Source organism: Sphingobium sp. FW306-1B-F04DB (assembly GCF_058781925.1).
In genome coordinates this window covers 1-12,929 of sequence record NZ_JBYSXE010000070.1, presented here as the reverse complement: position 1 = coordinate 12,929, position 12,929 = coordinate 1, and the positions used below count along the sequence as shown (strand labels likewise).

The window sequence follows — 12,929 nt, the reverse complement described above, 5'->3', positions numbered from 1 at the left end:
GTGTAGCTCAGTTGGTTAGAGCGCCGGCCTGTCACGCCGGAGGTCGCGGGTTCGAGCCCCGTCACTCGCGCCACTTCCTCACCAGAGGTGGTTTCAGCGGAGAACTTCAGATCGCATCTGAAACCTGATCGCCGCCGCGAATATGCAGCGAGTCGATCAACACCCTGCGCGGGTGTAGCTCAGTTGGTTAGAGCGCCGGCCTGTCACGCCGGAGGTCGCGGGTTCGAGCCCCGTCACTCGCGCCACTTCCCGGTTTCCATCCACATCAGCAGCGGCTTCATCGGGAAGATCCACACGATCCCCGCGAACAGGTAGATCACCGCCTGCACCAGCGTGTGCAGCGTGCCGATCCATGGCGACAGGCTTGCGACGAGCACGGCCCAGACGGTGATCAGCAGCAGGATCAGGAATATGCCGGTGGGCTTGCGCCAGCTCGGGTTCATCAGGTCAGGTCCTCGTTCGAAATCCATTCGCGTTCGGTCCAGATCGCGTGGAGCGGCACATCCCACGAATCGGAGGGCACCGCATCGACTTCCTGCACCGACCACGCAAGTCCCACGCGGTGCGCCGTCGGCAGATCGACAAAGACGCGATCGTAAAAGCCCGCGCCATAGCCGAGCCGGTGGCAGCGACGGTCGAAGCCGAGCAGCGGCGTGACGATCAGGTCCGGGGCAGCGCCCGGCGCGACGGCCTCGGGCTGCATCAACCCCATCGGTCCCGGATGCAGTGGATCGCCGGGGCGCCAGAGCAGGAAGCGCATCGGCGCATCACGTCGCGTGATATGGGGCAGGGCGGTCATGCAGCCCAGCTCGCGCGCGTGCAGCAGCAGCGGAATGGGGTCAGCCTCCGCGCCGATCGCGACATAGGCGGATACGCAATGGCTGCGCGCGATGAGATCGAGAAGCGGTTCAGGCGGCGTGTCGAAACGTCCGGCGCCCGCCTGCGCCGCAAAATCATCGCGGCGTTTTTTCAGTTCCTCTCGCAGCTGCGCCTTGGGCATTGCCACCTTTTCAAATCAGGCGGCGGTGACGGGACCGCCATGGCCGTTTGCCGGAATATCCTCTGACGCCGATACGTCAGGTGGGGACCATATGTGCCGAGCCAGAGCCCAACCAGGGACAGCCCCCTAGGATGAAGAAAGCCTCAGGGATGTTCACAAGAGCTCGTACCGGGCAGTACCCGTCATCGGCCAATCTAGGCGCTTGGCCCGCCCGCCTCAAGCCTTTCGGCAAGACTTTCCACACGCTCCGCCAGTTTTTCAAGGATCGGCGCCAGGTCGGGCTGGGGCGTGACCGGCTCGGGGGCGGGCGTCGGGATGGTAAGCGAGCCGCCATTGCGGCGCGCCTCATGGACCTCGTCTGCCAGCAGCAACGCGGCGAGCAGCAGGTGGCGCGCCTCGTTGATTCCGCCCACCGCGCGCTGCGCATCGCGCGCCTTGGCGTCGAGCAATAGGGCGATTTCGCGCAGATGGTCTTCGCCGCCATCGCGGCAATTCACCTGATAGTCGCGTCCGCCGATTCTGATCGAGACCGCTGCCATGCGCGTCAGCCCTTTGCGATCAGTCGGTCGAGCGCGCCGATCGCGGATTCGACCTGGGTCTTCAGCCGGTCATGGCGTTCCGACAATTCCCTGAGTGCTGCCCTGGTCTCACCGTCATCGCGCGTGGGGGCCGGTTTTCCGGCGACGGCTTCGACGCGGGAGAGTGCCCGTTCCAGCCGCCCGATGGCGAGGATAAGCCGGTCTTCTGACATTTAGTGTGAAATAGCATGGCTGGCGTCGGGGGCAAGTGTGAAGCAAGTGTTACGGTCCGCCAAGGTTGACGGTTTGTCCCCCAGACGACAAAGGAACGCGCGCGACGGCGACTCGCCGAGCACCGCCCTACCGTGCCGCTCTTTCGGGGACCTACATGACCGTTTCGCCCAATGATCTCGCCAACGCCATCCGCGCGCTGTCGATGGATGCCGTGCAGGCGGCGAATTCGGGGCACCCCGGCATGCCGATGGGCATGGCCGATGTCGCGACCGTGCTCTTCACACGCTATCTGAAGTTCGATGCCGCCGCGCCGAAATGGCACGACCGCGATCGCTTCGTGCTGTCCGCGGGCCACGGCTCGATGCTGATCTACGCCGCGTTGAACCTCACCGGCTATGCGCGCCCGACGATGGAAGACATCCGCAACTTCCGCCAGCTCGGCAGCCCCTGCGCCGGCCACCCCGAGAATTTCGAGCTGGCAGGCGTAGAGACGACGACGGGACCGCTGGGACAGGGCTTCGCCACCGCCGTCGGCATGGCGATCGCGGAACGGCACCTCAACGCCGTGTTCGGCGACGACCTGGTTGATCACAAGACCTGGGTGGTCGCGGGCGACGGCTGTCTGATGGAAGGCGTCAACCACGAGGCGGTGGGCCTGGCCGGACATCTTGGTCTGGGCCGACTGATCGTGCTGTGGGATGACAACAAGATCACCATCGACGGCTCGACCGACCTATCGACCAGCGAAGACATCCCCGCACGCTATCGCGCGTCCAACTGGCACGTCGTTTCGTGCGACGGCCATGACCCCGCCGACATCGTGCGCGCCTTTGACGAGGCGATCGTCGATCCGCGGCCCTCGCTGGTCCAGTGCCGCACGATCATCGGCAAGGGCGCGCCCAACAAGCAGGGCACTTCCGCGACGCATGGCAGCCCACTCGGCGCCGACGAGGTCGCCGCGGCCCGCACGACACTCGGCTGGAACCACGCACCCTTCGAGGTGCCCGCAGACATCCGCGCGGAGTGGGAAAAGGCCGGAAGCCGAGGTGCCGAGGCACATGCCGCCTGGAACCAGCGCGTGACGACGAGCGATCTGGGCGCCGAGTTGGTCCGCCGCATGAACGGCGAACTGCCGGGCGATTTCTCGCTCGCCGCGTACAAGGCCGACCTGATCGCCAACCCGCAAAAGGTCGCGACGCGCAAGGCGTCGGAAATGGTGCTGGGCCCGATCAACGAGCAATTGCCCGAAACGATCGGCGGTTCGGCCGACCTCACGGGCTCGAACAACACCAAGACCAAGGCGACGGGGCCGTTCACCAAAAACGACTATGCGGGCCGCTACGTCTATTACGGCATTCGCGAATTCGGCATGGCCGCCGCGATGAACGGCATGGCGCTGCACGGCGGCGTCATCCCTTATGGCGGCACATTCCTCGTCTTCTCCGACTATTGCCGTCCCGCGATCCGTCTCTCCGCGCTCCAGCAGACGCGCGCCATCTATGTGATGACGCACGACTCGATCGGTCTTGGCGAGGATGGCCCGACGCACCAGCCGATCGAGCACATCATGTCGCTCCGCGCGATGCCCAATCTCGACGTGCTGCGACCCGCCGACGTCATCGAGACCGCCGAGTGCTGGGAACTCGCGCTCGAGCGCAAGGACGGGCCGTCGCTGCTCGCGCTCACCCGACAGAACCTGCCGCAGTTGCGCACCGATGCCTCGGAAAATCTGTCGGCAAAGGGCGCCTATCGCCTGCGCGCCGCCAAGGCCGATCGCAAGGTCGTGCTGATTGCTACCGGTTCGGAAGTCGAGATCGCGGTCGGCGTCGCCGACCTGCTCGAAGCCAAGGGTGTCGGCGCCGATATCGTCTCGATGCCCAGCTGGGAGCGCTTTGCCGAACAGGATGCAGGCTACCGCGCGTCGGTGATTCCGGAAGATGCACTGCGTGTCTCGATCGAGGCGGGCACCACCTTTGGCTGGGAGCGTCATACGGGCAATGGCGGCCTGTGCTTCGGCATCGACGGCTTCGGCGCGTCGGCACCCGCCGGAAACCTCTACGAGCATTTCGGGCTTACCCCCGCGAAGATCGTGCCGCAGGTGCTTGCGGCGCTCAACTCCATCTGAAGGAGACAGGAATATGGCAGTCAAAGTCGCGATCAACGGTTTCGGGCGCATCGGCCGCCTGGTAGCGCGCGCGATCCTCGAGCGCGGTGACAGCGGTCTCGAACTGGTCGCGATCAATGACCTCGCGGACGCCAAGGCCAACGCGATGCTGTTCAAGCGCGACTCGGTCCATGGTCCCTATCCCGGCACCGTCGAGGTCGACGGCAACGACATCCTCGTCGATGGCAAGCGCATCCGCGTCACCGCCGAGCGCGATCCCGCCAAGCTGCCGCACAAGGATCTGGGCGTCGACATCGCGCTCGAATGCACCGGCTTCTTCACCGACCGCGAGAGCGCGCAGAAGCATCTCGATGCGGGCGCGAAGCGCGTGCTGATCTCGGCTCCCGCCAAGGGCGTCGACCTGACCGTCGTCTATGGCGTCAACCATGACAAGCTGACCGCCGACCACGTGATCGTGTCGAACGCTTCGTGCACCACCAACTGCCTCGCGCCCGTCGCCAAGGTGATGAACGACACGATCGGCATCGAGCGCGGCCTAATGACCACGGTCCACGCCTACACCAACGACCAGAAGATCCTCGACCAGATCCATAGCGATCCGCGCCGTGCCCGCGCCGCGGCGATGTCGATCATCCCGACGACCACGGGCGCCGCGCGCGCGGTGGGCGAGGTGCTGCCCGAGCTGAAGGGCAAGCTCGACGGTTCGGCGATCCGCGTGCCGACCCCCAATGTCTCGCTTGTCGACCTGACCTTCACGCCCAAGCGCGACACCACCAAGGACGAGGTCAACGCGATCCTCAAGGCCGCGTCGGAAGGCGCGCTCAGGGGCGTGCTCGCCTATACCGACGAGCCCCTCGTGTCGATCGACCTCAACCACAACCCCGCGTCGTCGACGGTCGACAGCCTCGAGACCGCGGTGCTCGAGGGCAAGCTCGTCCGCGTCGTGTCATGGTACGACAACGAATGGGGCTTCTCGAACCGCATGGTCGATACCGCCGGCGCGATCGCCAAGCTGATCTGACGCTCTGTCGTGTCATCCCCGCGAAAGCGGGGATCCATGAACACGGGTGCTGACGAACACGTTCGATATCGTGTTCCTGGATTCCCGCTTTCGCGGGAATGACAAAAAAGAGGGTAGAGGCGTGAGGAAATTCAAGACGCTCGACGACATGGGTGACATCGCCGGCAAGCGCGTGCTCGTCCGCGAGGATCTCAATGTGCCCATGGCCGATGGCAAGGTGACCGACGACACGCGCCTGCGTGCGACACTCGCCACGGTCACCGAACTCGCGGACAAAGGCGCGATCGTGCTGGTGCTCGCGCATTTCGGCCGCCCCAAGGCGCCGACCGCGGAATTTTCGCTGGCGCAGATCGTTCCCGCCTATGAGACAGTGCTCGGACGCCCGGTGCGCTATGTCGACTGGGAAGGGGGCAAGGAAGCGGTCGCGGCGCTGAAGCCCGGCGATATCGCGGTGCTCGAGAACACCCGCTTCTTCGGCGGCGAGGAAAAGAACGATCCGGCGGTTGTCGAACGCTTCGCCGCGCTTGGCGATCTCTACGTCAACGACGCCTTTTCGGCAGCGCACCGCGCGCATGCCTCGACCGAAGGCCTTGCGCACGTACTGCCCGCCTTCGCCGGCCGCGCGATGGAGGCCGAACTCGACGCGCTCGACAAGGCGCTGGGCAATCCCGAGCATCCAGTCGCAGCGGTCGTCGGAGGCGCCAAGGTCTCGACCAAGCTCGACGTTCTGAAGCAGATGGTCGCCAAGGTCGACCATCTCATAATCGGCGGCGGCATGGCCAACACCTTCCTTGCCGCGCGGGGCGTCGATGTCGGCAAGTCGCTGTGCGAGCACGATCTGGCGAGCACCGCCGAGGCGATCCTTGACGCGGCGGACAAGGCCGGTTGCACCGTCCATCTCCCCTATGACGTCGTCGTCGCAAAGGAATTCGCGGCCAATCCGCCGACGCGGACGGTCAACGTCCACGAGGTCGCAGCCGACGAGATGATTCTGGATATCGGTCCCGCGGCGACCGAGGCGCTGGGCGATGTGCTCAAGACGTGCAAGACGCTGGTGTGGAACGGCCCGCTGGGTGCGTTCGAGATCGCGCCCTTCGACGCCGCGACTGTCGCGCTCGCGAAGACCGCCGCCGCGCTCACCAAGGAAGGCTCGCTCGTCTCGGTTGCGGGCGGCGGCGATACCGTTGCCGCGCTCAATCATGCGGGCGTCGCGGCAGACTTCACTTTCGTTTCGACCGCGGGTGGTGCATTCCTGGAATGGATGGAGGGCAAGGAATTGCCCGGGGTTAAGGCGCTGGAGGCTTGAAATGATCACGATCCGGGACATCGATCACATCGTGTTCCGGGTCCATGATCTGGAAACGATGGCGCGCTTCTACACCGACGTGCTCGGCGCGCGGTTCGAGAAGTATCAGGAGCAGGTCGACCTCTATCAGCTCCGCGTGGGCAATTCGCTGATCGATCTCATCCCGGCTGACGGCAAGCTGGGCAAGCTGGGCGGGCCGCCGCCGGCGCGCCATGGCCACAACGTCGACCATGTCTGCTTTCGCGTTCAACCTTGGGACGAGCCTGCGATCCGCGAGCATCTCGCGCATCACGGCATTGCCGATATCGAGGTTGTCTCGCGCTATGGCGCGGATGGCCAAGGGCCAAGCATCTATCTGACCGACCCTGAGGGTAATCATCTGGAGTTGAAGGGGCCGCCCTGGCCGCCTGAGCGCCCGGCCTGACGCAGCATAGGCTCTGTTCAGGGAAATCTGGCGTTGGCGCGCTTCTGTCCAACGCTGCCATAGTTGCCCGTGCCGGAGGCCTAGCCTAACAGCACGCACGGGAACAGGGGCATCCGATCGGAGGAAAAATGGCGGACGGCAAGATGGCGGAACAGATGGGCAAGGGTGCGGGCTTTATCGCCGCGCTCGACCAGAGCGGCGGTTCGACGCCCAAGGCGCTCAAAGGCTATGGCATCGACGAAGGCGCCTGGTCGAACGATGAGGAGATGTTCGGTCTCATCCATCGGATGCGCACCCGCATCATCACTTCGCCGGCCTTCACGGGCGAAAAGGTGATCGGCGCAATCCTTTTCGAACGCACGATGGACGGTGAGGCCGATGGCAAGCCGGTGCCGCAGCTTCTGGCCGAACGCGGCGTCGTTCCGTTCATCAAGATCGACAAGGGTCTCGAAGCCGAAGAAAATGGCGTCCAGCTGATGAAGCCGATGCCCGATCTCGATGCGCTGCTCGCGCGCGCCAAGGACCTTGGCGTGTTCGGCACCAAGGAGCGCTCGGTGATCAATCTCGCCAATCGCGAGGGCATCGCCGCCGTCGTTCGGCAGCAGTTCGAGGTGGCGCGCCAGGTGCTGGCCGCCGGCCTCGTCCCGATCATCGAGCCCGAGGTTAACATCAAGAGCCCGGAGCGTGCGGAAGCCGACCAGATCCTGCTCGAAGAGATCACCAAGGCGCTCGACGCGTTGCCGGGCAGCGACAAGGTCATGCTGAAGCTTTCGATCCCCACCAAGCCCGACCTGTTCAAGCCGCTCGTCGATCATCCGCGCGTGCTGCGCGTCGTCGCGCTGTCGGGCGGCTTTTCGCGTGACGAGGCTTGCAGCGAGCTCGCCAGGAACCAGGGCATGATCGCGAGCTTCTCGCGCGCGCTGCTTTCGGATCTTCGTCACGACATGAGTGACGGGGAATTTGACGGCGCGCTGGCCAGCGCAATCGAGCAGATTCACCAGGCTTCGACCGTCAAGGCCTGAACGGGCCACAAGGGCGAGGAAAAAGCCCAACCCCGTTTGTGTCATTCCCGCGAAAGCGGGAATCCGGTCGATGTTGAAGAAAAAACTGGATCAGTGCTGGGTCGGATCGTCCCCCGGACGATCCTTGAACATGCTGGGCATGTTCAACCCAGCACTCTTTCGCGGGGATGACATTCTGGAGTAGGGCGGCGGAATGATGGATGACGACGACCTTGATCTCGAACTCGACCCGCATTTCGCCGACCGCTTCGAGCGCGATGCGTCGCGCCCCAAATGTCAGCTTTATCTCATATCGCCGCCGAAGCTGACTGACGATTTCGCCGATGTACTGGCGGGTGCGCTGGCGGCAGGGCCCGTCGCCGCGTTCCAGCTCCGGCTGAAGGGTCTCGACGATCACTCCATAGCGCGGCTTGCCGAGCCGTTGCAGAAGATCTGCGCGGATCACGACGTCGCCTTCATCATCAACGACAGCATTGCGCTCGCCAAGCGCCTCGGCGCGGACGGCGTGCATCTCGGGCAGGAGGACGGCGATGCGCGCGAGGCGCGTCAGGTTCTCGGCCCGGCGGTCCAGATCGGCGTGACCTGCCATGACAGTCGGCATCTCGCGATGGAAGCGGGCGAGGCGGGCGCCGACTATGTCGCCTTCGGCGCCTTCTATCCGACCGAGACCAAGGAAACGCATCACCATCCCGATCCCTCGATCCTGAGCTGGTGGACGACCGTCTTCGAACTGCCTTGCGTGGCCATCGGCGGGATCACCCCTGAAAACGCGAAGCCGCTTGTCGACGCTGGCGCCGATTTCCTCGCGATCAGCGGGGCGGTATGGAACGATCCCGATGGCCCGGCGGCGGCCGTCAGGAAGTTCGCTTCCGTTCTGGAGTGAGGGTGGCGTAGCGCATACTCCAGTCCTCAACAGTTTAAGCAGACCCGACGCTTTCGGCGGAAGCGCAAAGCGCTTCCTCCTCAACCGATCAGGCTCTAGTCTCCGCTCACGGCTGCCTTCGGGGAGGATCGGCACGCCGCGAAGGGGGAAGGCTTGAAACGGAACATTGCGATGATCGCAACCGCGCTACTGGCGGTTGCTTCGATTGCGGCTCCGGCGCATCCGGCAACGCGGGCGTCGGTGAGCGCGTCGGATGAGATGACCGAGGCCGGCCTGTGGCTGGCGAAGGTGGATGACGCGATCGCGGTAAGCTCGACGGCGCTTCAAGTCGCGCTGAATGAGATCAGGCCCAAGCTGCCCGCGCTGCTTGATCAACGCCAGGCCAAGGCGCTCGTGCCCGAACTGCGCGCGCGGCTTGTGCGTGCGCGATCCGAGCTTGTGCGCTCCAATCAATTGCTTGCTGAGATCAGGACGATGTCAACGCCATCGCTCCTGGTCGATGCCGGAGTGCCCACGCAGCAGATGCTTGCTGATATTGAGGCCCAGAACGGGCAGTTCCGCGATCTTCTCTCGGCGTTGGACGAAATGTTCGTCGCAATGGCGGCAGGGAAGCGCGACGCCATCATGGCCGCCGTGCCTAAGCTGCTGCAAGGTAGCTTCCTCATCGTCGATTCGAAGTTGATGGCCCTGCGCAACCATCGGGCGAGCCTGAAATCCGACGAGGCAGCCTATCAGACGATCAGCATTCAGATGCAGCTCTATGTGGTGATGGGCAATCTGATGCGTGCCGCCGTTGACGACATGATGGGGGCCGATCGCGATGCGCACCGGCTTGCCAGCCAGCTTCGCGACTCGGCAACCGCGCTGCGCGCGTTGACCAAGACTGGGCGAGCCAATTCGGCGCGCGAGCGAATCGAGATTGAAGGGGCGTTGCGGCTGGCAAAATCCGATACCGATGTAATCAAGCGCACGCAGCGGGTGCTTGCCATCGAGGGGGAGATATTCGATCTGGGTGATGAGCTTGCCATATGGGCCGAGCGAACGGCCGTGGCGGTGGATGGGAAGAAGCTGGACCGTCCACTTTTTCAGCAACTTGCGGGCGAACTCAAGGCGATCGAGGATCGCTTTTTCGAAATCTCGGGGCGTCAGTCGCAGGCGCTGATCGCGGAGACGGGCTGAGGCTCAGCGCTGCGGAGGTACCGGCTGTCCGTCGCCATAGTCAACCACACCGAAGCGCGCGGTATAGCGCTCCCGGTCGCAGGGCTCTTCCTCCACATGGGTGCGGGCGATGTGGCCACCGTCGTCGCGCCCTCGCGCAAAGCCGAAACAGCCCGCCGCCGGCGCGACGCCGTTTGCCTGCTTCTCCTCGTGTTCCACCGTCATTGTCCGGCTCGCCATGCCTTGCCCCACTCACGCTACAAATCCCGGCCAGCAGAGTTACAGGGGTTGAACATCAACGTCTTGGACGGATTCGACGCCGCATTTCGGATCAGCCACCCTCGGGATCGGGTTCCGACGGATCGGTCGGAGCGATGCGGCTGTCACCAAAGGCGCCTTCGGCGGGATGATGATCCGGCTTCGCCCGCAGCAGCGCGTCCGCGCGTTGCGCGGCGTCCGGTTCGGCAAGCACGGTAAAGAGATTTTCGGCCGGGTCGGTTTCGATCACGCCGAAATTGGCGTCGAGCGATGCCGCCGGGATACTCAGTGCCTGCGCCGCGGCGGCAATACTGGGCTTGCCGCTGAGGTAACGGAACTGGATCATCAACTTGGCCATCGCCGCGGACCTTCGAGACGCGGGCCGACTATCCGTTCAGCCCTTGCTGCAGTTGCAGTCCCCAGAACCGGCCGGGATCGTCTTCGTGGCGGAATCGGTGCCGACGGGCGCTGCGTTCTGTCCCAGATAGTAGAACAGTGCAGCCAGTTCGCCAATGTCGAGTGCTTGGAGCAGGTCGGGATCCGCGACGAGGTCGAGCATGGCTATCTCGCCTTCCGCACCCAGGCCGGGTGCAGGCCTGCCGCGAATCGGGTCGCGCAGGGGGTCGATGATCTCGGGCGGCCACTTGCGGACCTTGATGAGTTCGCAGACCTTGGGAAAACGCCGGCAGAAGTCGATCGGGACGGGGACGACGCGATCGCACAGGCCGGGTATGCGCTGGCAGATATCGATCGGCATCACGAACCTTTTCAGCCGATCGGCAATCGCGCAGCCATTGACCACGCCGAAGCCATGATCGAAGTCATAGCCCGCCGCGCCCAGGTCCTGCGCGGTCGAGCGCAGCAGGTCGCGGATTGCGGTCGGGCTGACGCTCGCGTTGCCTGTTTGGAAAGGACGCTTGGTCCGGATCGCGGCGACGAGGCCCGCGACCACCGGGGTCGCGGCCGAGGTGCCGCCGTCGGCTGCGTACACGCCCGATCCGGTAAAGTGCGTGTAGCCGCACAGATCGGGCTTGTCCTGCATCAGCCGCCCCGGACCCTGCGTCGAATAGCCTACGCGCTGCTTGGCGGTGTCGACACCCGCGACGCACAATACGGAAGCATGGCTGTTTGCGCCGTAAATCGCGTTGCTCGTAACGCCTTGGCAGCGGCCATCTGCGCAATTGCTGCCGCAATTGCCCGCGGCGAACAATATGTCCGCGCCCGCGCGCTCGAGCGTGGCGACGATGCGGTTGAATGGGTGGTTGGGGTTGTCGGAATAGTTGAATCGGTGCCCGACGGGGTAGTCCCAGCTGGGGTGGAACATGCCCCAGCTGTTGTTGACGACGAGTGACGCATTTTCGCCCGGCCGCTTCATCGACTCCATGAGCATGAGCAGATGGCTGTAAGCGCGCACGGCGTCGGACAACAGCCCCTCCATCACCGTCCCCCCCGGCGCGTTCGAGGCCAGCAGCGCAATGTCGAGAATCGTGCATCTGGGCGCCGCGATGCACACGTCGAAGGCGCACATGGTGCCGTGGCCGGTCGGCATGCTGCCGGGGGTGAGGCCGGGTCGCGGCGCCCAGCTGCGCGCGGCGTCGAAGGCGGGGTGCTTTCCCCGGCTGTTGAGAAAGGCCATGTTGACCCCGGTGTCGACGATCGCGACCGACACCCCCGCGCCATCTGCGCCTAGCGCGTGGAGCTTGGCGGCACAGAGCAGCTTCTCGACATCGGCATGGCCACCGAGCGGAGGGCTTCCAGGGCAGATCGGCATCGGCTGGATCGCGACATCGGCGAAGACGCCCTCGACATCGTCGCGCTCGGCCATGGCCTCCGCCTCGGCCTCTTCCATCGCCGCGCGAACAATATAGGTGGACGCCTCGGGCGCCATGTCGAAATCGATTTTCACACCGAACTCGTGATGAGCCTCCATCGCATGACGCAGCGTGATGTGCGGGATCTGCACCGGCGGGAAGGTCGGGTCGAGCGCTACGCCAAGGGCAAGGTCAGGTGGCGTCGTCGCTTGGCTGGTATCCATTGCCATCATCGCGGCAACCTCGGCTTCTGCGCTGTGCCTGACTTCGATGATGAACCGGTCCGTGCTCATGGGCATCCTCCTCTACGCCGCGCACAGCCACCCCACCGCCAGCCATCGGTCAGGGGGTAAAATGTAGACGGCACCTCATTCAGAAAGGGGCAAGTTCAGTATGGCGCCGGCCTTTTGACAAATGCGTCCTGATCCGTTTCGGCCCGATCTTTGTTTATGAGCTTGTTAGCGGGCATCCGATCATCGGGTTTTGCGCGACGAACGCGCCGCGCTTGCCTCGCGCGCGGCTTGGCTATAGAGCGCCCCGGCAATTTTCTTTGACATACGAGAGCACCCATGAAGATCAGCGGCGTGGACATTCGTCCCGGCAACATCATCGAGTATGAAGGCGGCATCTGGCGCGCCGTGAAGATTCAGCACACCCAGCCCGGCAAGGGCGGCGCGTTCATGCAGGTCGAGATGAAGAACCTCATCGACGGCCGCAAGAACAATGTCCGCTTTCGTTCGGCCGAGACGGTGGAGCGCGTGCGCCTCGACACCAAGGATTTCCAGTTCCTGTTCGCGGACGGCGAAACGCTGACCTTCATGGACAAGGACACCTACGACCAGATTACGTTGCCGCGCGACCTGCTCGGCGACGCAGCAGCGTTCCTGCAGGACGGCATGGACGTCGTGATGGAGCTTTATGACGAAAAGCCGATCTCGGTGCAGCTGCCCGACCAGATCGAGGCGACGATCGTCGAGGCCGATGCGGTGGTGAAGGGGCAGACGGCGTCGTCGTCATACAAGCCCGCCATCCTCGACAACGGCGTTCGCATCATGGTTCCGCCGCACATCGCTTCGGGCACGCGCATCATCGTCGATGTCTATGCCCAGGAATATGTGAAGCGCGCGGACTGAACGAATTCCCCTCTCGCTTAGGGGGAGGGGCAGGGG

The 12,929-nt window shown here is 64.4% G+C and carries 15 protein-coding genes and 1 tRNA gene; 9 read left to right on the top strand and 7 right to left on the bottom strand.

Annotation, left to right across the window (positions count from 1 at the left end; all coding sequences use genetic code 11):
- The first annotated feature begins 168 nt into the window (after window positions 1-168).
- Window positions 169-245: transfer RNA gene (locus tag AC3WJD_RS20420), tRNA-Asp, on the top strand.
- Here the strand turns inward: AC3WJD_RS20420 and AC3WJD_RS20415 are convergent.
- From AC3WJD_RS20415 to AC3WJD_RS20400, 4 genes are all read right to left on the bottom strand, one after another.
- Window positions 234-443, bottom strand: a complete 210-nt coding sequence (locus AC3WJD_RS20415) for a DUF2842 domain-containing protein (RefSeq protein WP_492748596.1) — start codon at window positions 441-443, stop codon at window positions 234-236. The genes AC3WJD_RS20420 and AC3WJD_RS20415 overlap by 12 nt on opposite strands.
- Window positions 443-1,000: a 5-formyltetrahydrofolate cyclo-ligase gene (locus AC3WJD_RS20410; RefSeq protein WP_492748595.1), complete on the bottom strand. Its 558-nt coding sequence runs from the start codon at window positions 998-1,000 to the stop codon at window positions 443-445. The genes AC3WJD_RS20415 and AC3WJD_RS20410 overlap by 1 nt, the downstream gene beginning before the upstream one ends.
- Window positions 1,001-1,194: 194 nt before the next feature.
- Window positions 1,195-1,539 (bottom strand): cell division protein ZapA, encoded by a 345-nt coding sequence (gene zapA, locus AC3WJD_RS20405; RefSeq protein WP_492748594.1) that lies wholly within the window; start codon window positions 1,537-1,539, stop codon window positions 1,195-1,197.
- A gap of 5 nt (window positions 1,540-1,544) precedes the next feature.
- Window positions 1,545-1,751: a hypothetical protein gene (locus AC3WJD_RS20400; RefSeq protein WP_492748593.1), complete on the bottom strand. Its 207-nt coding sequence runs from the start codon at window positions 1,749-1,751 to the stop codon at window positions 1,545-1,547.
- Between the two features lie 155 nt (window positions 1,752-1,906).
- Here AC3WJD_RS20400 and tkt point away from each other — a divergent pair, with 155 nt between their 5' ends.
- The 7 genes from tkt (at window position 1,907) to AC3WJD_RS20365 (ending at window position 9,712) form a co-directional block, all read left to right on the top strand.
- Window positions 1,907-3,877: a transketolase gene (gene tkt, locus AC3WJD_RS20395; protein WP_492748592.1), complete on the top strand. Its 1,971-nt coding sequence runs from the start codon at window positions 1,907-1,909 to the stop codon at window positions 3,875-3,877.
- A gap of 13 nt (window positions 3,878-3,890) precedes the next feature.
- Window positions 3,891-4,898, top strand: coding sequence for a type I glyceraldehyde-3-phosphate dehydrogenase (gene gap / locus AC3WJD_RS20390; RefSeq protein WP_492748591.1), 1,008 nt, complete (start codon window positions 3,891-3,893; stop codon window positions 4,896-4,898).
- A gap of 148 nt (window positions 4,899-5,046) precedes the next feature.
- Window positions 5,047-6,204: a phosphoglycerate kinase gene (locus tag AC3WJD_RS20385; RefSeq protein WP_492748600.1), complete on the top strand. Its 1,158-nt coding sequence runs from the start codon at window positions 5,047-5,049 to the stop codon at window positions 6,202-6,204.
- Between the two features lies 1 nt (window position 6,205).
- A complete protein-coding gene (locus AC3WJD_RS20380) occupies window positions 6,206-6,628 on the top strand; it encodes a VOC family protein (RefSeq protein WP_492748590.1) in 423 nt (140 codons plus the stop codon).
- Between the two features lie 128 nt (window positions 6,629-6,756).
- The gene (locus AC3WJD_RS20375) at window positions 6,757-7,650 is read left to right on the top strand and encodes a fructose bisphosphate aldolase (RefSeq protein WP_492748589.1); all 894 of its coding nucleotides are present in this window, start codon (window positions 6,757-6,759) and stop codon (window positions 7,648-7,650) included.
- Window positions 7,651-7,843: 193 nt separating this feature from the next.
- Window positions 7,844-8,533, top strand: a complete 690-nt coding sequence (thiE, locus tag AC3WJD_RS20370) for a thiamine phosphate synthase (RefSeq protein ID WP_492748588.1) — start codon at window positions 7,844-7,846, stop codon at window positions 8,531-8,533.
- 171 nt (window positions 8,534-8,704) lie between these two features.
- The gene (locus AC3WJD_RS20365; RefSeq protein ID WP_492748587.1) at window positions 8,705-9,712 is read left to right on the top strand and encodes a hypothetical protein; all 1,008 of its coding nucleotides are present in this window, start codon (window positions 8,705-8,707) and stop codon (window positions 9,710-9,712) included.
- Between the two features lie 3 nt (window positions 9,713-9,715).
- Here AC3WJD_RS20365 and AC3WJD_RS20360 read toward each other — a convergent pair whose 3' ends face one another.
- From AC3WJD_RS20360 to AC3WJD_RS20350, 3 genes are all read right to left on the bottom strand, one after another.
- Window positions 9,716-9,916 carry a hypothetical protein gene (locus AC3WJD_RS20360; RefSeq protein ID WP_492748586.1) on the bottom strand — a complete coding sequence of 67 codons (201 nt, stop codon included), beginning with the start codon at window positions 9,914-9,916 and terminating at the stop codon, window positions 9,716-9,718.
- Between the two features lie 106 nt (window positions 9,917-10,022).
- A complete protein-coding gene (locus AC3WJD_RS20355) occupies window positions 10,023-10,307 on the bottom strand; it encodes a hypothetical protein (RefSeq protein ID WP_492748585.1) in 285 nt (94 codons plus the stop codon).
- 36 nt (window positions 10,308-10,343) lie between these two features.
- On the bottom strand, window positions 10,344-12,053 hold the full coding sequence (locus AC3WJD_RS20350; protein ID WP_492748584.1) for a S8 family peptidase: 1,710 nt from the start codon (window positions 12,051-12,053) through the stop codon (window positions 10,344-10,346).
- Window positions 12,054-12,329: 276 nt separating this feature from the next.
- On the opposite strand from AC3WJD_RS20350, the gene efp reads away from it, so the two are divergent.
- A complete protein-coding gene (gene efp / locus AC3WJD_RS20345) occupies window positions 12,330-12,893 on the top strand; it encodes an elongation factor P (RefSeq protein WP_119763995.1) in 564 nt (187 codons plus the stop codon).
- The last annotated feature ends 36 nt before the right edge of the window (window positions 12,894-12,929 follow it).